Here is a 19,049-nt window from a genome sequence, read left to right on the forward strand (position 1 = left end):
TAACCCGATGCAGTCGAATCCTTAACCCAACGCAGCTATATCCTTAACCCAGTTCAGCCACATCAGTTGGTAAACGGAAGTACATTATTTGTTTACCTCATTTGAGCGCTCAATAACTACCAGGGAGAATTACCTTTTTTTGATGACTACCAGGGCTAATAATAGCTACCATCAGGGAGAATCATGGTTCTTCAGAATATGCCCGAATAACTACCAGGGAGAATCTTAAAAATACGAAATACTGAATATCAAGCAGTTAGGTGCAGATTTTTCTATCCTACACTATACCAAGTATATTATATATATACATTTACATCTTTTACACTATACGTAATACGGGAGGAAAAAGATTTTTTTTTCAACAAAACAGCTATTAAAATGCATTTTTTCTCTTCAAAAATTTGCATAAGTCTGAAAGAAATATTACTTTTGCAACATGAAAGCGCGGAGAATGCGATTCTCCTCCCGATGAAGGACACCGGGAATTGCTTTCGGTTAAGGATTAGAACATAGCTCATTGAGTAGGATTCAGCCCCAAAAGGTGAGTGATCAAACTGTAATCCTTACAGGGCATTCTATGCCTGATAAATTTGATGAAAATTTATCGGCATGGATGCAGAGTAAGGACATAAGTTTGACAGCAAGAGAAAAGGCTGAAACTCCTTCCATCACGGATTGAGAATTTTTATCTTGTTATGTTATCCTTACTCCAATTCCATGCCGGTTTTCAATAAACAACAACAAGACTTGCCCCAATCGGTAGGCCACTAACAATTAAAAGAGAAAACTAACAATGGAACAATTTAATCAACAGCATCCGGGCGGGCAGCAGGCCTTCCCTCAGACAAATCAACAAGAGAAACAACTGATAGCCATCCTTGGCGTACAGGGATTGTCTTACCAGAACTATTCTGTGGTAGAACTCAAAATCGTTCTACAGATTATCAAGCATGCCCAGAAAGCCATCTTGGGCTATGTGATCCCTTATCAGGTAACTTCACAGACTTTTAATGGATTCACCGCAGAACAGAGAGCTGCAGGCCACACCGATGTCATCATGAAACTGTCGGAGTTTAAATTTGGAACTGGACATTATCCGCAATTGCGCGATGCCATCCAGCGTATAGAATCCAAGCCCATCCAGCTGCCGTTCAAGCAGGGCGACCAGACCTACTACCGGAAATTTGCATGCCTGTTTAAGAGTGAGATATACCAAGACCGGCACAAGAACTGGATGGTAAAATTCCGCTTCGACAACAACGTGATACGGTTTTTCTACAATTTCGACAAGGGAGTCAGCCGTATCGACCTCAATGCCATCAACCAATGCCGCAGCGCATCGAGCATCAAGTTATATCTCATCATGAACTGCTGGGCTGTAAAGGGATTCACCATCAGCAAAACGGCACGTATCCAGCAACTGATGCATGGCAGGGAAGATTACTACAAGACCTGGTCGGCACTGGACAACAAATGTCTGACTTTTGCCTGCAAAGACCTCAAGCGCCTTTACCGGAACCACATCATCGACCAGTATCTTACCTATAAACCTTTCTTTCTGGAGGAGGGTAAAAAAGAGAAGCATCACCTGCCCGAACACATCACCTTTACCCTGCACGACCGTCGCACTTCTGGCGAAACTGCGGAGGGTGCAGAAGTGAGCAGCGAACTGAGAGGACAGCGGAGCAAACTGAAACTCCGGCTGCAATGCAATTATGATGTGAGCGAGAAGAAGGCTGACCAGCTGAGCGGCTATCTCAGGTTAGATATGATTGGCGACCTGGAGGACTTCTTCCTGCGAAAGGATTATTACATAGCCAACTGCAGGCGTTCGAACAAGAAGATGAACATGGGTGGCTATATGACCACAGCCATGATAGGTTTCTTTAAGGATCATGGTGTAGAAGGATTGTAAAAAATATAAAGCTTATGAATTATCCCCAACGTATGTACAGCAAGACCGAGCTGGGTCTGCTCTACTTTCCCGACACAACCGACGGGGCAACAGCGCGCCGTCATATCATGGGATGGATTAAGCGTTGTGAGCCCCTCTGGAACGAGCTGCAACGTTTAGGCTACCAGGAGCATAGCCAGTATTTCCCTCCCCGCCAGGTATCCACCATCTTCGAATACCTGGGCGAGCCGGGGGCATAAAGAAAAAAGGGTGTGTCATAAGTCCAGATAATGGCAGCAAGATCGGGCTGAACCAACGGTCACCGGCCGAAGGGAAAGGTAAAGTCCAAAAGCTCCTAGCCCAGGGCTAGGAGCTTCTGCTCATCGGCTCATTCATACATTATCGGCTCAGCCAAGCCTCCGGATTGAGCTTGGCAGTCTCCTTGCGAAGCTGGAACTGGAGGATGTTTTCAGAGCCAACACTACCCAAAGCCTGACGGGTACTTACCTTCTGACCCTTATGAACGCTGACCGATTTCAGATTACAGTAAACAGAGATGTAGGCACCATGACGGACCAGCACGTTCCACATGCCACCATAACCGAAGACGGCACTCACCTCACCATCGTAGATGCTGCGAGCCACACAACCCGTCTTGCCCTGGATATTGATACCCTTATTGTCGAGCGTTATGCCCTTCAAGCCTTCCACATTATACTGACCGAAATGACTCACCACACGGTAACTGCCGCTGATAGGCATCGGCAATCTACCACGGTTAGCCTCGAATCCACCGCTCAGCATGCGGTCTACCGAACTCAAGGTAGAAGCCTCCTGTGCCTCCTTCTTGGCAGCGGCAATCTCACGGGTACTGCGTTCCGCATCCATCTTCGCCTTCAACTCGGCAGCCTGTCTTTCAGCCTCTGCCTTTCTTGCAGCCTGTTCGGCAGCAGCCTGACGGGCAGCCTGTTCTGCGGCGGCACGCTGGGCAGCCTCGGCAGCAGCACGCGCCCTAGCCTGCGCTTTAGCCTTCGCCTGAGCAGCAGCCTGGGCAGCAGCCTCCTCCTGAGCCTTTCTTGCAGCCTCGGCAGCCAGTCTTGCTTCTTCGGCAGCCTTTCTGCGGGCAGCTTCGGCAGCAGCCTCACGCGCCTTGGCTTCGGCTATACGACGGGCATTCTCCCTGGCAGCAGCCTCGGCAGCAGCTTTTTTGCGAGCCAGTTCCTCGGCACGTTTCTTGGCGGCAGCAGCGGCAGCGGCTTTCTTCTTAGCCTCGGCAGCAGCACGGGCACGAGCCTTGGCTACTTCCTGAGCAATCAAGCGGTCAATCTGAGCGTTGATTGCCGCATCTTTCTGACGCTGGTCGGCGATGACAGCCTGAATGGTCTTCTGCTGTTTCTGCAGTCCCTGCACCATTTCCTGCTGCTGGGTCTGCTTACCTTCCAATGCCGTCTTCTCCTGCTTACCCTTATATAATAAGGTGTTCTTATGTCCCCTTACATGCTGCAACTGCTGGTGCTTCTCGTTCACCTGCTTCTGCTTAGCCTTTACAGCCTCGCCCTGCGCCTTCTGATAGGAAGAATACTGGCGGATGAAGGAAAGGCGGCGATACATCTGTGTCAGATTCTTGGCACTGAAGATGAACATCAGCTTGTCCTGAACCGTATGATGACGGCTCATATAGCGCATGGAACGGATATACTTGTTCTTGCGGTCCTGCAACTGTTGCTGAAGCGTTTTCAACTGTGCCTGCAGAATGCCGATATTGCCGTCAATATGATGGATATCCTTCTGGATACCGTCAATTTTCTTCTGACGCTGGTCTATTTCTCCGTTCAGCGCCATCAGGTCTTCAAGACGTTTCTTCACATCCGCCTTATTTCTCTGCAAAGCCTGCTCCTGCTCTCTGATCTTCTTCTGGATAGAAGCGCGCTGTCCCTGCAAACCTCGGATAGAGGCATTGCTATAGGTTGCCGCCTTGCGTTCTGCTCTGGTTGGCGCAGCTGGTTTGGATGTCTTTCTGGCCGCATGACTTCTGCTGTTCGTCTTTCTGGCAGGAGTAGCAGCCTTCTTTTTCGCAGTTACGGCAGTCTTTCTCACCGGCTTCTTCTGGGCAGAATGCTTCTGCGCAAAAGGTGCGAGCGAGAAGGTGATTGCCATGATGAATAATAAGATTCGCTTCATTTCTTATATTAAAAACCCATGTTCTATAATTTCAAACTCTTGATGAGCATCTACATACTCAATATCTTGCTGAGCACATCTGTTGGAGAAATCTGCTTGTATTTGCCCGAAATCTCGGTCTGAGTGCTCCATTTGCTGTCGGTCTTCACCTGATTCAATTCCAGACTGATCTTAGCCTCCTGCTTTTTTCTGGTAGCAGTAGTGGTCATCGACAGATTCAGGGAGGCAGGGAACATCTTGACACCTACACTCTTGAAGTTGCCGTAGTCGACGTGGAGATTGGAGGTGCCGTTCTGTGCACTCTTATAGACAACATCTGCTGCTGTGATACGGCCGGTTGTGCGGTTGGCAGACCAGGAATAGGTCATATTGCCGTTTCTGAAACTAACCGGCACAGCATCTCCTGCCACATCCAAGGTGGCATCAAACTTCTTCAGGTCTGATTCTTTCACAGTCCTTTCGCCCGGCAGGAGCAGCTGGTTCCAGAAGAGAGCCTGCAGAGAATAGAAGGAGATGCCCTGCTTCTTGAGGAAGTCTACCTGGGTATAATCTGCCTTGATATATTCCTTGTGCAGACGGTCGATGATAAGTACATGGTCGGGAGTAAACTCCAGACGGCCCACCTCTGTACCTAAGATAGGAATAAAGAGCTGGATGCGGATGATTTCATCCTTACGCATGCTCAGTTTGCCCGGCACAGTAATGTCCTTATCACCAGCCTGGAGAGTAAACGACATGTTGCCTACAATATTCCTGGTATACACCTGATTGTCTGAAACCTTCTGTACGAAAGCCAACTTCCTGAACGTCTCACTCTGACGAGAGTCAGAACCCTTGGTGGCATTCTCTTTCTGATGACTGGCTGATGAGGAGCCAGAACCCTGTAAATTCCTGCTGGTTCCGCAAGAACCGAGGAGCAGGATGCTGCAGGCTGCGGCAAGCAGCATCATCTTATTCTTCTTCATTATATATTTCATCTTTCCTGATTTTTCTACTTTCCGTTTATTTCTTCTTACCTTTTCTAACTGACTTCTTCGTAGCGGCAGGTTTCTGCTTTGGCGCATTACGCTTCTTCAGTTCTTCTTCGGTAATATATTGTCTGTTCTTAATCTTCCATGCCAGCACCTCAGTCTGGTTCTCGCCGGTATAGGCTTTCTTCCAGAAATCTACGGATTCATCGGCCATACCATTCATATAATAGATATCTCCGGCATGTTCCAGAACCGTACTGTTATCTGCGGTGGAATCGCGGTTTTTGAGTGCCTGGTCTATATAAGTCTTGGCATCAGTATAGCGTTCTTCCATAAAGAGAATCCAAGCATAGGTATCCAGATAAGTACCGTTGTTCGGCTCTGCCTTGATGGTCTTGTAGCTCATCGACTCAGCTTTATGCAGGTCAACACCCTTCTCGCTCAGATAGTAGGCATAGTTGTTCAGCGCCATCACGTTGTCATCTTTCCATTGCAGGCAGGAGTCGTAAGCCGCAAAGGCTTCCTGCTCTTCACCTTTCTTATGAAGGATATCGCCGGTTACGGCATAGAGGTCAGAAACCAGGTCTGCCGGCGACTGTGCATTCACCTGCGCCAATCCGAGACGGAACTCACGGAGCGCCTCGTCTTCCTTATCTTTCTGATAATACGCCATTCCACCGAAGTAATAGAACACCATTTCTTCGGGATTATACTCCTGAGCCGCCTTACATTGCTGGGAAACCAGGTCATATTTCTTCTCGTTCCAGAGCATCTGTACGAGTTGCATTCTGGCATTCACGTTATCCGGAGCTATGGTAAGCACCTTTTCGAAGGCACGGCAAACAGAGTCGGCAGGCATCTTCTTCAAACTCATATAAGCAGCTTTCATCTCTGCCACTTCGGCTGACGGATGAGCCACGTTGAGCGCCTTGTCAAACAGCGCAATCACCTTGGTAGAATCGCCACCTTCGCTCTCGTTCTTCTGAATGAAAGAGCGGTACATCATCACCTTGGTCTCCAGATCCGATTTCGGACTCATCAATATCTTATCGAGCATCTGCCCGGCAAGCTGCTCCTGATGAGTGGCATTATAATAGTCATAAAGCGACATCTGGGCATAGGAATTGTCAGGCTCTTCCTTCAGCACATCGGTAAAGCACTTGTAAGCTTCCTTCTGGCGGTCGTGCTGTACGAGCCAGTTGCCCAGCATCGTCTTGTACTGCATATCCAGCGGATGCTGGTCTACCAGCGACTTCAGTTCCTGATAGGCAGCCTTCTTGTCGTTCATCAGTTCATAAACTCTCATTTTAGAGAGGGTGAACTGTTCGCTTTCACCTTCTTCCACCTCAAGACGCGAAATGGTTTTGAGTACTGATTTATAATCCTTGTTCTGGGAATAAAGCTGAACCAGGATGCGGAGGGCATCGGTATTATCGTGGTTTTTGGCATACAGATTTTCATAGGCATCGATGGCAAGATCGTATTTCTGGCTACCTATATAATATCTACCCAACTGCTCTGCATAGGTCTGGTTTTCCGGATTCAGTTCTTTTGCCTTCTGCATATAGGCAAGTGCCAGGGAATCCTGCTTGAGCTGAGAATAGAAAAGCGACTCATAGAAATAGGTTTCAGCCGCCTTCGGGTCTATCTTCCGGGCATGCTCAAAGAGGTCGAAAGCTGCCGAATAATTGCCGGCAGCCTGCTGGCGCGCTCCCTCCAGGAAGAAATAGTTGTAGCGCTGGCGGTCGTTCGGAGAGAGATGATCCTCCTGAACCGCCGGCTTCTGAACCGGCTGCACCTTCTTCTTACGGGCAAGCGACGGCATGGCTACCGAGCCCAGCAAGACCAGCCCCATTGCCCAACTGATATTTCTAAGATTCATCTTCACGATTCTAATCCTTTCTATTCTATCTTTATCTTTAATAATCTGTTATTTTACACCCGTATGACCGTATCCGCCGGCTCCACGTTCGGTTTCATCGAGCTCATTAACCTCGATGAAATCGCATTGTTCGTGCTTAGCCAGCACCATCTGGGCTATACGCTCGCCATCGTTGATAACGAAATCCTCTGTAGAGAAATTGATGAGCAGAACCATGATTTCACCGCGATAATCGGCATCGATGGTTCCCGGCGTATTCAATACGGTAATGCCATGCTTCAAAGCCAGACCGCTGCGAGGACGGATCTGCGCTTCATAACCTGCAGGCAAAGCTATATAAAGACCGGTTGGCACCAGTCGTCGCTCCATAGGATGAAGCACGATTGCCTCATCGATGTTTGCACGCAAATCCATGCCGGCACTCTGAGGTGTGGCAAACGCAGGTAGAGGCTGATGCCCCTTGTTGATAATCTGTACTTTTATCATGACTTCTTCTTTTTTATCTGTGTCTGAGTTTAATAATCTGCAAAAATAAGCAATTTTGATGGAATAAATGAATTTTTGAGGATAAAAACATGTAATTTATCATATTTTATTTTGATTTGTGCTTACTTTAGTGTATTTTTGCGCTACAGAATCAAGTAATACAATAATATGGAATGGAAACAACTGATATCCAACAAGCGTTTCGGACAGGAGCATAAGCATGCCGAGCGCCATGATGATCGCTCTGAATTCAAGCGCGATTACGACCGTCTTATCTTTTCATCGGCATTCCGCCGCCTGCAGAACAAGACGCAGGTTTTCCCTTTGCCGGGCAGCATCTTCGTTCACAACCGCCTCACCCACAGTCTAGAGGTGGCGAGTGTAGGCATGTCGATAGGTAACGACATTTCCCGACGTGTCATCCAGAAGCGGCCTGAACTGAAGGATACGCTTGTCGAGGAGATAGGTACCATCGTAAGTGCAGCCTGTCTGGCACATGATTTGGGCAATCCGCCTTTCGGTCATTCCGGCGAGAAAGCCATCCAGACTTTCTTCTCTGAAGGACCAGGTCAGAAGATAAAATCAATGGTTTCATCGGAGTTTTGGGATGATATTACGCATTTCGAAGGCAACGCTAATGCCTTCAGAATCCTGACCCACCGGTTCAAGGGGCGCCGTCAGGGAGGCTTCGTGATGACCTATTCCATGCTTGCTTCCATCGTGAAATACCCGTTTGCAAGCTGTCTTGCCGGCAACCACGGCAAGTTCGGTTTCTTTGCTTCAGAAGCGGAATCTTATAGGAAAATTGCCGATGAATTGGGCATTTTTTGCAAATCAGCACCGGGTGAGCCTCTCAAATATGCCCGCCATCCACTTGTATATATGGTAGAAGCTGCCGACGATATCTGCTACGAAATCATGGACATCGAAGACTCCCATAAGCTCAAGATTCTTTCCTTTGCCGAGACGGAGCACTTGCTGCTGAGTTTCTTCGATGAAGATATCCAGCAGAAGATACGCCAGCGCATCATCGACGAAGAACTGACTGACGAAAACGAGAAAGTGGTTTACATGAGAGCCAGCGTCATCGGCAAACTGGAGAACGAATGTGTGGCAGCCTTCCTGGCGCACGAGGAGGAAATTCTTGCCGGAACTTTCGAGGGCAGTCTCATCGACCATATTTCCGAGCGCCAGAAAAAGGCATACAAGGAATGTGAGAAGATCTCCTACTCTAAGATTTACCAAAGCAAGCCGGTACTCGACATAGAACTGTCGGGTTATAAAATCATGGCAACTCTGATGGAGGTTTTCATCGAGGCAGCCGTCAACCCATCGCGCTTCTACTCCAAACAGCTCCTGCGCCGGGTAAGCAGCCAGTATGATATAGAGAACAAGAATCTGGAGGAGCGCATCATGGCGGTAATTGATTATATCAGCGGCATGACCGACATCTATGCGCTCGACATCTATCAGAAGATCAACGGAATCAGTCTGCCTATTGTATAAGGTAGCGCCCTCGTTGTTTTAATTGCTGAAGCGTCGAGATGCCATCTTGATTAATCCTGTTTAATCATTCAATATTATTCGTGTTCAATGTTACCGCCCAACTTAGCTTCCCATTCCTCTATCGTCGGCATAGTTCCTTCCAATTTCTCAGGATAGAACTTTTCTAGATCATACTCAGAAATAGCTATGGGTTGGCTGCTTGATTCCAGGGCATACTGTGCCTGAATGCGGTCTTTCTCCTTGCAAATAAGTAAACCTATTGTAGGGTTGTCTCTCCCCTCTTTGCGAAGAAGATGGTTGCAAGCAACTACATAGCCACCAAGTTGCCCGACATCTGCAAAAGTGAATGATCCTATCTTGACTTCCAGAACTATATAGCATGACAAGTTCAAATTGTAAAAGAGCAGGTCGATAAAGTTCTCTTTCTCTCCTATCTGCAAGCGATATTCCTTGCCTACGTATGCAAAGCCAGTACCCAGTTCGGTAAGGAACTTGGTGATATTATTGAGCAAAGCATCTTTAAGAATGCGCTCATTATACGGCTTAGTGATACCTGTAAAAGCAAAATTATATGGGTCTCTTGTAATTTCTTGTGCCAAATCGCTGCCGACATCAGGTAATGTCCGAGTAAAATTACTCAAAGCTTTCCCTTGTCGCTCATACAGAGACGAATCTATATAATTGTGAAGGACATTTCTGCTCCAACCATTCTCTATGACTTGTTGTACATAGAACAATGCCTTTTGGGGTTCTGTCAAAAACTTATCTATCAACAGCATGTGATGCCCCCAAGGAATTGAAAAAATATCTCTTTTTAATTGGTTAGCAACTTGCTGAGTAAATTCTGTATTGAATTTTGCAGCAGGCTGCTGCAAAATTTCACTTTCTGAATTGGCAGCAAGTTGCTGCAAAATTCTAATTTCTTGACTATAAAGCTGATAGAACTTTTTTGTATAGCGCAAATTTCTTTCTGACAATCCTTCTGCATCAGGCATTTCATTCCGCAAATCTCGGCTCAAAGCTGCATAAAACTTACTTCCATACCTGTTTTCTGCTTCTTTATTACATATGTCTTTTCCTAATTCCCAATAGAATTGCAGAACGACATGGTTCACCTTTACCGCAGCCTTAACCTGGCTCTGGCGATAACGCTTACAGAGTTCCTTGACCCATTGCAAGTAATCTTTATCTAAAATGTTTATCGGCTTGTCCATACCTTTATTCTTTATTATACTTTCAGACTAAGTTCTTCATAACCATCTGTTATATAATTATCTACCGCAAAGATACACTTTTCGACACATAAAACCAAGATTCCGCTGCCTTTTCCGAGATTCATTAAGACTATTTAACCGAGGCAAGCAGTTTTTACAGAAAACAAAAATCCCATGTTTCTATTGCCAATAAGCAATAAGAACATGGGATTCTGCGGTATAGGTTAGATATTTTTTTCCTTATAAATTACTTTATTGGCTCCGCTCGTAATCTTCAGAGCCTCAGGATGTTCCTTAATAAAACTGTTGATGTGGCGAACTCGCTTCTCTTCGAGAATCTCATCGATGGCGATGAGGATACCAGTCTCCTCTACATCACCAAAGCCATAGTTGATGGCAGTACCGAAAAGCTTCATCGTAGGACTCAGACTCATGTAGGCATTAACAAGAGGAGGGATATTATAACCCAACTTGCGAACTTCACGGTTCAGGATACGATAGTCTGCCTTGAAGTTATCTTCTGTAAAGATGGCAGCCAAATCACTCTCCGGAGTATCCAATTTCAGCGGTTTCATCGGGATTACGAGATTCTCCTTGTCATCAAAATGCTTCTTGAGGAAATAGAGAATCATGTCGCGGCCACGACGGATGTAAGACGGATACATCGTCATCTTTCCGAAGAAATATTTTACTTCCGGATAGAGAACCGTCAAAGCGCCCAAACCATCCCAGAGATTGTCGAGAGCAAAGATGCTCTTGGTGTTAGTACGCACATTCTGATATTCGAGCGAAACGAAGGAACGGCCCAACTCTACGGTATAAGGCATATACTCCTTGAGGAACTTGTCGGAGAAATGGAACATGTGGCTGGTTGCCAGCTTAGGCTGCCCCTTCTCATCGAGCAGCCAGTCCTTACCCAGGAGATAACGGTAACCGCCGATAATCTCATCGGCTTCAGGATTCCAGACAATCAGCTGCTTGTAACAGTTGTCACCAAAGTCGAACTCATCAAGATCCATAGATTTGCCCGTTCCGCCTCCCGCCTCGCGGAAAGCGATTTCACGAAGTCGACCAATCTCTTTCAGCACATTAGGCGAATCATTTGCCGTAACGATGTAAATCTCGTTATGGCTCTTATTGGTCATTCTCAGTTGCTTGTCGGGTGTAAGCTCACTCTTCAGGAGCTCACGGTCAATCGGTTGGATGATTTCTTCTTCCATATTACTCTTCTTCTATTTCTATGCTATGATTCTACGATTTCGTTAATATAAAACAATGTTCCCGGGTTTTGCAAACCATTAAAGTTCATAAACCCTGTCTTCAACATACTGCGCCCACTCTGTAGCCGACTTGCTCTTATCAAAAGTCTGCCAAGGAATCGGCTTGCCGATGGAGATGCGGAAATGCTTGCCCACATTCCTGTACATCTCGTCAACCAGGAACAGCATGGCGAGATTGAACGGCAGATACTTGTCGCTAAATCGGGCGATGTGGTAGAAACGCTCAGAGTTGCGCCCTCCGAAATGGATAGGCACCACATCGCGCTGATATTCTACACTCTTAGAGATAAACGTTTTCTTCCAAGGCAGGTCGTGGATGGTTCCATCCTTGCGTTTGCGGCTGTTCAAGCCAGCCGGAAACATCAGCATGTGGTTGTCACTCTTGAAGCCCGCCTCCACCATACGTGGGAAATCGCGGCTCTGGCGACCCGTCTTGTTGATGCCGATACTTACAGGTTTCAAACCCGGCAAGTTGAGCAGAAGATCATTCACCAGATAGCGGAACTTGCCATCATAGTGCTTGCCGATGATGGAACCGAGACATACGCCGTCCTGTCCACCCAGAGGATGATTGGAAACAAAGGTATAGAGTTTGCCGTCGTTCTTGTCAGGCAGGTTTTCCAAGCCTACGATTTCAACATCCATCTTCAGATAGCGCACACATTCGGCGAGCCATTCAGTACCCGAAAGGCCACGGCTCTCCCACAAGAACCTGTTCACCTCGTCCTCATGAATAATCTTCTTGAGCCAGGAAACCAGGAAGCGCGGTACGAATTTCACTTTGCTTCCCATCTTGCTCTTCAGTATCTTATCTATGTCTATCGTTTTCTCTATTGATTCACTCATGTTTGCTAAAACTTATATAAGTTAGTGCAAAAGTAACTCAACTTTTTCAAATACGTGCCATTTTTTCCAAAAAAATAGCAAAAAAGCGAAAATTTATTAGTTTTTTAAAACTATCACGACAAATCGAGCCCATTTTGCACGTATTTTTGCAAAAGCATCACACTTGATGAGACCAAAAAGGCGATGCCCGAAACTGGAAGGTGAAGTTGACCAAAAACAACTTTTTCATTAAGTTTTATAAATTTTGTGGGAAAAAGTAAGGCTATATGGAGATTTTTATGTACCTTTGAACCCAAATTTATACATTAATAAGTACGCACGCAATACTATAACGCGATAAGACAGCAAAAAGATATATGATAAAGACTGCAGAAACATATCACGTACCGGTGCTCCTCAAGGAGAGCGTTGACGGGCTGAACATACAGCCAGGAGGCATCTATGTAGACGTAACCTTCGGCGGCGGCGGACATTCCAGAGAGATTCTGTCGCGCCTGACGGAGGGAGCGCACCTGTACAGTTTCGACCAGGACGCCGATGCAGAGCGCAACGTGGTGGCAAACGAGAACTTCACCTTCGTATGCTCCAACTTCAGATTCCTGAAAAACTGGATGCGCTACTATGGGGTAGACGGACTCGACGGACTGTTAGCCGACCTGGGCGTATCGAGCCACCACTTCGATGACGAGACCCGCGGTTTCTCCTTCCGTTTCGACTCCCCACTCGACATGCGCATGAACAAGCGTGCGGGCAAGACTGCTGCCGACATCGTAAACGAATATGACGAAGGTGCCCTTGCCGACATCTTCTACCTATACGGTGAGCTGAAGAACTCGCGCCGCATCGCCTCGGCACTCGTCAAGGCAAGAGCCGAGAAGCCCATCCTCACCACCAAAGACTTCATGGCAGCCGTAGAGCCCCTCTTCAAGCGGGAGCGCGAGAAGAAAGACATGGCAAAGCTCTTCCAGGCGCTGCGCATAGAAGTGAACCACGAGATGGACGCCCTGAAAGAGATGCTCCGCTCAGCCACGGAACTTCTGAAACCGGGAGGCCGACTCAGCGTCATCACCTATCACTCGCTGGAAGACAGAATCGTAAAGAACATGATGAAAGCGGGCAATGCAGAAGGCAAGATAGAGCAGGACTTCTTCGGAAGAATAGAAACCCCTTTCAAACTCGTGAACAACAAGGTAATCGTTCCCGATGCCGACGAGCAGGAAAGAAACCCTAGGAGCAGAAGCGCCAAACTAAGAATAGCAGAAAAGAAATGATAAACGATAAAGACATAAACATCAGCGAGAAGCCTATAGCCGAAGAAAAGGCACAGGCATCACAGGAACCGCCGAAGCAGAAAACTCCGCAGCAGGAGCCACAGCAGCAGGAGGCTCCACAGGCTTCGCTCAAGGAAGTGATTGCCAAGCAAGCCATAGAGGAAGAGGCTTCAGGATCATCGAGCTTTACGCTGCGAAAGATTCTGGGTGGAGACATTCTTACCGCACAAATCATACGCCGGCAGATATGGCTCGTTATCCTCATCGTGCTTTTTGTCATTATCTACATATCCAACCGATACAATATCCAGAACGATATCATCGAGTTGGACAAACTGCAGAAAGAACTGCAAGACACCAAATACAAAGCGCTGTCTACAAGCAGCCAGATAACAGAGAAGAGTCGTGAAAGTAATGTGCTCAACATGCTGAAGAACAACAAAGACAGCGTGCTGCACATCGCTACCCAACCTCCATACATCATAAACGTACCCGAAGAATGAGCAGCAAATTTGATCATAAGAAAGTAATGCCCCGCTACAGCGCCATCGCCATCATCATGACGATTTTCGCCATAGCCGTAGTGGGTAAAGCGCTCTACATCATGACCGCCAAGCATGATTACTGGATGAAGGTGGCAGAACGGCAGAAGAAGGATTCCGTGACCGTAAAGCCAAACCGAGGCAACATCTTGAGCTGCACAGGACAGCTGATGGCAAGTTCGCTGCCGGAGTTTAAGGTTTTCATGGACTTCAAGGCGCTGAAAGATGCAAAAAACGACTCGCTGTGGGATGCCAAGCAAGACTCCATCTGCCTTTGCCTGCACAAGATATTTCCGAATCTGAGCGAGTCTGATTTCAAGAAGCACCTCACCGAAGGTCGCGCCAAGATGAGCCGCCACTGGCCGGTTTATCCGAAGCGTGTAGACTATAACACCTTCACCGAGATAAAGGACATCCCTGTATTCCGCCTGAAACCCTACCAGAGCGGTTTCCACTGGGAAGAATATAATGCCCGAACCAGAACTTACGGTTCGCTGGCAGGCCGAACCATCGGAGCCATGTATGGCGCCAAGGATACCGCCCGCTTCGGTCTGGAGCTGAGTTACGACTCCATCCTGCGAGGCACCAACGGTATCGTGCATCGCCGCAAGGTGCGCAATAAGTTCCTCGACATTACCGATACTCCTCCTATTGACGGAGCCGATATCGTGACCACCATCGATGTGAGCATGCAAGACCTTGCTGAACGCTCACTCATCGACGAGCTGAAGGAAATCAACGCCAATGTGGGTGTAGCCATCGTGATGGATGTACCTACGGGCGACATCAAGGCCATCGTAAACATGGAGAAATGTTTCGACGGCGAATACAGAGAAATCCACAACCATGCCGTGAGCGACCTTCTGGAGCCAGGCTCGGTGTTCAAGCCAGCCTCTATCCTCGTAGCGCTGGACGACGGAGTGGTAGACACGACCTATCACGTAGAAACCGGTGGCGGTATATGGCCGATGTACGGCAGAGAAATGAAAGACCACAACTGGCGAAAAGGCGGATACGGAATGCTGACCCTCGCACAGACCCTGTGGTACAGTTCGAACATCGGTGTGAGCCGCATCATAGACGACCATTACCGCAACAACCCGGAGAAATTCGTAAAGGGTATCTACCGTACCGGTCTGCACGACGACCTGAAGATCCCACTGGTGGGAGCAACGCCAGCCAGAATCCGCATGCCGCACAGAAACAAGAACGGACAGTATGACAACTGGGCAAAGACCAGTTTGCCATGGATGAGTATCGGATATGAGACCCAGATACCGCCTATCTCTACCCTCACCTTCTACAACACCATCGCCAACAACGGCAAGATGATGCGACCAAGATTCGTGAGCAAGGTAATGAAGAACGGAGAAACCATCATGGAATTTCCTCCTGAAGTGATGCGCCAGCAGATAGCCAAGGAGAAGAGCATCAAGGAACTGCAAACCATCCTGGAACAGGTGGTAAGCGTGGGACTGGGAAAGAAAGCCGGTTCGCCTAACTTCAAAGTGGCAGGAAAGACCGGCACAGCCCAGATTTCAAAAGGTGCCGGTGGATATAAGAGTGGCGGAACCAGCTATCTCATCAGTTTCGCAGGCTACTTCCCTGCCGATGCACCACGCTACAGCTGTATCGTCTGCATACAGAAATCCGGTTTACCTGCTTCGGGCGGTACGATGTGCGGTAAGGTCTTCCATGAGATTTCAGAAGGCATCATGGCGCAGAGTCTGAAAGTTGACGTAAAGGACGCCCGCGACTCAGCATCCGTCTTCGTTCCTGACGTAAAGGCAGGCAATATCCTTGCTGCCAACTATGTGCTTAGCCACCTCGGCATCAAGACCAATGCCAACTGGAGTGGCAGCTATGCCGACGGCAACCCTATCTGGGGCAAGGCAGAGCGCGTGGGTAACCACAGCATCAAGCTCATCAGGGAGAAGCAATACGGCAAGACGATCGTACCCGACGTTACCGGAATGGGAGCCAGAGACGCTATCTACAATATGGAGAGCCGGGGCATCAAGACCCAGATTATAGGTAGAGGAAAGGTAGTAAAGCAGAGTCTGATGCCGGGAACGGTCATCAAGAAAGGTGCCGTATGCAGCATTGTGCTCGAATAAAACTCAGAAACAGTTATCTGAAACCCTATATATAATAAGGTGTAGATAAAAAATATATAGAATATAAAACAGAAACAGGATATGAAGTTAAAAGAATTACTCAAAAACATCGAACCGGTTCAGATAATCGGCGATGCTGATGTAGAGGTTTCGGGAGTAAACATCGACTCTCGCAAGATTAAGGAAGGTCATCTCTTCGTTGCCATGAAGGGAACGCAGGTTGACGGTCACAAGTTTATTCCAAAGGCATTGGAGCTGGGCGCAAAGTCGGTTTTGTGCGAAGACATGCCTGAAGAGAAAGTTGAGGGCGTAACTTACATTCAGGTCGCTTCGACCGAGGATGCTGTCGGCAAGGTAGCAACCCTCTTCTACGGCGATCCTTCAAGAAAGCTCAAACTGGTAGGCGTAACAGGTACCAATGGTAAGACCACCATTGCCACCTTATTATATAATATGTTCCGCAAGTTCGGCCATAAGTGTGGCTTGCTCTCTACCGTCTGCAACTACATTGAGGACGAGGCAATCCCTGCCGACCATACCACCCCAGACCCTATCGAGCTGAACATGCTCCTGGGCAAGATGGTAGAGGCTGGCTGCGAGTATGCCTTCATGGAGTGCTCTTCTCACGCCATCGCACAGAAGCGTATCGGAGGTCTGCTGTTTGCAGGAGGCTTGTTCACCAACCTGACCCGCGATCATCTCGATTATCACAAGACATTCGAGAACTACCGTAACGCCAAGAAAGCTTTCTTCGACGGACTGCCTAAGACAGCCTTTGCCATTACCAATGCCGACGACAAGAACGGCATGATCATGGTACAGAATACCAAGGCTACCGTGAAAACCTACTCTACCCGCAGCATGGCAGACTTCAGAGCCAGGATTCTGGAGTGTCACTTCGGCGGCATGTATCTGGAGATTGACGGCAGAGAAGTGGGCGTACAGTTCATCGGTAAGTTCAACGTGAGCAACCTGCTCGCCGTATATGGTGCAGCCATTATGCTCGGCAAGAAGCCAGAGGATATACTCGTAGTGATGAGTACCCTTCACAGCGTAAGCGGAAGACTGGAACCAATCCAGTCGCCAGAAGGTTATACCGCCATTGTTGACTATGCCCATACACCAGATGCACTGGAGAACGTATTGAACGCCATCCACGAAGTGCTCGAAGGCAAGGGCGGAGAAGTTATCACCGTTTGCGGTGCCGGTGGCAACCGTGACAAGGGTAAGCGCCCATTGATGGCACAGGAGGCTGTAAAACAGAGCGATAAGGTAATCATCACCAGCGACAACCCACGTTTCGAAGAGCCACAGGACATCATCAACGACATGCTTGCCGGACTCAATGCCCAGCAAATGAAGAAGGTAATCAGCATCGTAGACCGCAAGGAAGCCATCCGCACAGCCTGCATGCTGGCAAAGAAGGGCGACGTGATTCTCGTAGCCGGTAAGGGACACGAAGATTACCAGGAGATCAAGGGCGTAAAACACCACTTTGACGATAAGGAGGTGATTCGCGACATCTTCGGAATTTCACAGAAGTAAAATCAATCAAGAAAAGAAAGAAAAATGTTATACTATCTCTTTAGATTTCTGGAGCAGTGGGGCATCACAGGTTCTCACATGTGGGGCTACATCTCATTCCGTGCCCTGCTTGCGCTGATTTTATCATTGGTAATCTCTGCCTGGTTCGGCGAGAAATTCATCAAGTATCTCAAGAGCAAGCAAATTACAGAAACACAGCGCGATGCCAGCATCGACCCGTTCGGTGTCAAGAAGATTGGCGTTCCTTCTATGGGTGGTGTCATCATCATCCTGGCTATCCTCGTACCGGTACTGTTACTCGGACGTTTGCGCAACATCTATCTGATCCTGATGATCATCACCACCGTATGGCTCGGCTTTCTCGGTGGAATGGACGACTTCATCAAGATATTCAAGCGCGACAAGGAGGGATTGAAGGGCAAATATAAGATTATAGGACAGATTGGCATCGGCCTGATCGTGGGACTGGTACTCTGGTCTTCACCTGATGTAAAGATGAACGAGAACCTCGCCATCGAGCGACAGGGACAGGAAACGGTGGTAAAGCATCGTACGGACGCAAGAAAATCGCTGAAGACCACCATCCCATTCATCAAGGGACACAACCTCGACTATTCCAGCATCACCAGTTTCTGCGGTAAGTACAAGGTAGCAGCAGGCTGGATTCTCTTCGTCATCATGACCATCTTCGTTGTAACAGCCGTATCAAACGGTGCCAACCTCAACGATGGTATGGACGGAATGTGTGCCGGAAACTCCGCCATCATAGGTGTGGCGCTAGGCATACTTGCGTATGTGTCGTCGCACATCGAGTTTGCCGCCTACCTCAATATCATGTATATTCCTGGTTCTGAGGAACTGGTAGTATTCTTCTGTGCCTTCATCGGAGCCCTCATCGGTTTCCTCTGGTACAACGCCTACCCTGCCCAGGTATTCATGGGCGATACAGGTTCGCTGACCATCGGCGGTATCATCGCAGTAGGTGCCATCATCATCCACAAGGAGCTGATGCTGCCTATCCTCTGCGGTATTTTCTTCGTAGAAAGCCTCAGCGTGATGATGCAGGTTTATTATTACAAGATAGGAAAGCGTAGAGGTGTGAAGCAGCGTATCTTCAAGCGCACACCTATCCACGACAACTTCCGCACACAGGACAGTCAGCTGGATCCTGACTGCAAGTATCTGTGGAAGAAGCCTCGCAACTGCTTCCATGAATCAAAGATTACCATCCGTTTCTGGATTGTAACCATCATTCTGGCAGCATTGACCATCATCACATTGAAGATCAGATAAAATACAGGCTCTTATCAGCCC

15 protein-coding genes are annotated in these 19,049 nt (G+C 48.0%); 8 read left to right on the forward strand and 7 right to left on the reverse strand.

Annotation, left to right across the window (positions count from 1 at the left end):
* The first annotated feature begins 793 nt into the window (after positions 1–793).
* Positions 794–1,915: a replication initiation protein gene (locus RCO84_RS12125; protein ID WP_317585209.1), complete on the forward strand. Its 1,122-nt coding sequence runs from the start codon at positions 794–796 to the stop codon at positions 1,913–1,915.
* A 14-nt stretch (positions 1,916–1,929) separates the two neighbouring features.
* Positions 1,930–2,154: a DUF4248 domain-containing protein gene (locus RCO84_RS12130; RefSeq protein WP_117588154.1), complete on the forward strand. Its 225-nt coding sequence runs from the start codon at positions 1,930–1,932 to the stop codon at positions 2,152–2,154.
* Between the two features lie 139 nt (positions 2,155–2,293).
* Here RCO84_RS12130 and RCO84_RS12135 read toward each other — a convergent pair whose 3' ends face one another.
* The 4 genes from RCO84_RS12135 to dut are packed head-to-tail and all read right to left on the reverse strand — an operon-like array spanning position 2,294 to position 7,414.
* A complete protein-coding gene (locus RCO84_RS12135) occupies positions 2,294–4,075 on the reverse strand; it encodes a murein hydrolase activator EnvC family protein (protein ID WP_317585210.1) in 1,782 nt (593 codons plus the stop codon).
* 50 nt (positions 4,076–4,125) lie between these two features.
* The gene (locus RCO84_RS12140) at positions 4,126–5,040 is read right to left on the reverse strand and encodes a DUF4292 domain-containing protein (RefSeq protein ID WP_317585211.1); all 915 of its coding nucleotides are present in this window, start codon (positions 5,038–5,040) and stop codon (positions 4,126–4,128) included.
* Positions 5,041–5,077: 37 nt separating this feature from the next.
* Positions 5,078–6,928, reverse strand: coding sequence for a tetratricopeptide repeat protein (locus RCO84_RS12145; RefSeq protein ID WP_317585212.1), 1,851 nt, complete (start codon positions 6,926–6,928; stop codon positions 5,078–5,080).
* A gap of 48 nt (positions 6,929–6,976) precedes the next feature.
* Positions 6,977–7,414: a dUTP diphosphatase gene (gene dut, locus RCO84_RS12150; RefSeq protein ID WP_317585213.1), complete on the reverse strand. Its 438-nt coding sequence runs from the start codon at positions 7,412–7,414 to the stop codon at positions 6,977–6,979.
* Between the two features lie 168 nt (positions 7,415–7,582).
* Here dut and RCO84_RS12155 point away from each other — a divergent pair, with 168 nt between their 5' ends.
* Positions 7,583–8,920, forward strand: coding sequence for a deoxyguanosinetriphosphate triphosphohydrolase (locus RCO84_RS12155; protein WP_317585214.1), 1,338 nt, complete (start codon positions 7,583–7,585; stop codon positions 8,918–8,920).
* 74 nt (positions 8,921–8,994) lie between these two features.
* Here RCO84_RS12155 and RCO84_RS12160 read toward each other — a convergent pair whose 3' ends face one another.
* The 3 genes from RCO84_RS12160 to RCO84_RS12170 form a co-directional block, all read right to left on the reverse strand.
* Positions 8,995–10,134, reverse strand: a complete 1,140-nt coding sequence (locus RCO84_RS12160) for a PDDEXK nuclease domain-containing protein (protein WP_317585216.1) — start codon at positions 10,132–10,134, stop codon at positions 8,995–8,997.
* A gap of 224 nt (positions 10,135–10,358) precedes the next feature.
* Entirely contained in the window at positions 10,359–11,354 is a 996-nt protein-coding gene (locus RCO84_RS12165; protein WP_317572851.1) for a GNAT family N-acetyltransferase, read from the reverse strand.
* Positions 11,355–11,432: 78 nt separating this feature from the next.
* Entirely contained in the window at positions 11,433–12,260 is an 828-nt protein-coding gene (locus tag RCO84_RS12170; protein ID WP_317572852.1) for a glycerol acyltransferase, read from the reverse strand.
* A 356-nt stretch (positions 12,261–12,616) separates the two neighbouring features.
* Here RCO84_RS12170 and rsmH point away from each other — a divergent pair, with 356 nt between their 5' ends.
* From rsmH to mraY, 5 genes are all read left to right on the forward strand, one after another.
* Positions 12,617–13,531: a 16S rRNA (cytosine(1402)-N(4))-methyltransferase RsmH gene (gene rsmH / locus RCO84_RS12175; protein ID WP_117692963.1), complete on the forward strand. Its 915-nt coding sequence runs from the start codon at positions 12,617–12,619 to the stop codon at positions 13,529–13,531.
* Entirely contained in the window at positions 13,528–14,034 is a 507-nt protein-coding gene (locus RCO84_RS12180; RefSeq protein WP_317572853.1) for an FtsL-like putative cell division protein, read from the forward strand. The genes rsmH and RCO84_RS12180 overlap by 4 nt, the downstream gene beginning before the upstream one ends.
* Complete coding sequence (locus RCO84_RS12185) at positions 14,031–16,190, forward strand: penicillin-binding protein (protein WP_287819806.1); 2,160 nt, start codon at positions 14,031–14,033, stop codon at positions 16,188–16,190. The genes RCO84_RS12180 and RCO84_RS12185 overlap by 4 nt, the downstream gene beginning before the upstream one ends.
* Before the next feature lie 81 nt (positions 16,191–16,271).
* On the forward strand, positions 16,272–17,735 hold the full coding sequence (locus RCO84_RS12190) for a UDP-N-acetylmuramoyl-L-alanyl-D-glutamate--2,6-diaminopimelate ligase (RefSeq protein ID WP_264902186.1): 1,464 nt from the start codon (positions 16,272–16,274) through the stop codon (positions 17,733–17,735).
* A 24-nt stretch (positions 17,736–17,759) separates the two neighbouring features.
* A complete protein-coding gene (mraY, locus tag RCO84_RS12195) occupies positions 17,760–19,028 on the forward strand; it encodes a phospho-N-acetylmuramoyl-pentapeptide-transferase (RefSeq protein ID WP_144154551.1) in 1,269 nt (422 codons plus the stop codon).
* The last annotated feature ends 21 nt before the right edge of the window (positions 19,029–19,049 follow it).

The organism is Segatella copri (genome assembly GCF_949820605.1).
GTDB lineage: Bacteria > Bacteroidota > Bacteroidia > Bacteroidales > Bacteroidaceae > Prevotella.

What these genes read in the sequence shown, in the direction of transcription:
- RCO84_RS12180 (WP_317572853.1), top strand. Translation starts at nt 13,528, where the DNA reads ATGATAAACGATAAAGACATAAACATCAGCGAGAAGCCTATAGCCGAA.
- RCO84_RS12160 (WP_317585216.1), bottom strand. Translation starts at nt 10,134, where the DNA reads ATGGACAAGCCGATAAACATTTTAGATAAAGATTACTTGCAATGGGTC.
- RCO84_RS12145 (WP_317585212.1), bottom strand. Translation starts at nt 6,928, where the DNA reads ATGAATCTTAGAAATATCAGTTGGGCAATGGGGCTGGTCTTGCTGGGC.
- RCO84_RS12130 (WP_117588154.1), top strand. Translation starts at nt 1,930, where the DNA reads ATGAATTATCCCCAACGTATGTACAGCAAGACCGAGCTGGGTCTGCTC.
- dut (WP_317585213.1), bottom strand. Translation starts at nt 7,414, where the DNA reads ATGATAAAAGTACAGATTATCAACAAGGGGCATCAGCCTCTACCTGCG.
- RCO84_RS12140 (WP_317585211.1), bottom strand. Translation starts at nt 5,040, where the DNA reads ATGAAGAAGAATAAGATGATGCTGCTTGCCGCAGCCTGCAGCATCCTG.
- RCO84_RS12185 (WP_287819806.1), top strand. Translation starts at nt 14,031, where the DNA reads ATGAGCAGCAAATTTGATCATAAGAAAGTAATGCCCCGCTACAGCGCC.
- RCO84_RS12170 (WP_317572852.1), bottom strand. Translation starts at nt 12,260, where the DNA reads ATGAGTGAATCAATAGAGAAAACGATAGACATAGATAAGATACTGAAG.
- RCO84_RS12190 (WP_264902186.1), top strand. Translation starts at nt 16,272, where the DNA reads ATGAAGTTAAAAGAATTACTCAAAAACATCGAACCGGTTCAGATAATC.
- RCO84_RS12165 (WP_317572851.1), bottom strand. Translation starts at nt 11,354, where the DNA reads ATGGAAGAAGAAATCATCCAACCGATTGACCGTGAGCTCCTGAAGAGT.
- mraY (WP_144154551.1), top strand. Translation starts at nt 17,760, where the DNA reads ATGTTATACTATCTCTTTAGATTTCTGGAGCAGTGGGGCATCACAGGT.
- RCO84_RS12125 (WP_317585209.1), top strand. Translation starts at nt 794, where the DNA reads ATGGAACAATTTAATCAACAGCATCCGGGCGGGCAGCAGGCCTTCCCT.
- RCO84_RS12155 (WP_317585214.1), top strand. Translation starts at nt 7,583, where the DNA reads ATGGAATGGAAACAACTGATATCCAACAAGCGTTTCGGACAGGAGCAT.
- rsmH (WP_117692963.1), top strand. Translation starts at nt 12,617, where the DNA reads ATGATAAAGACTGCAGAAACATATCACGTACCGGTGCTCCTCAAGGAG.
- RCO84_RS12135 (WP_317585210.1), bottom strand. Translation starts at nt 4,075, where the DNA reads ATGAAGCGAATCTTATTATTCATCATGGCAATCACCTTCTCGCTCGCA.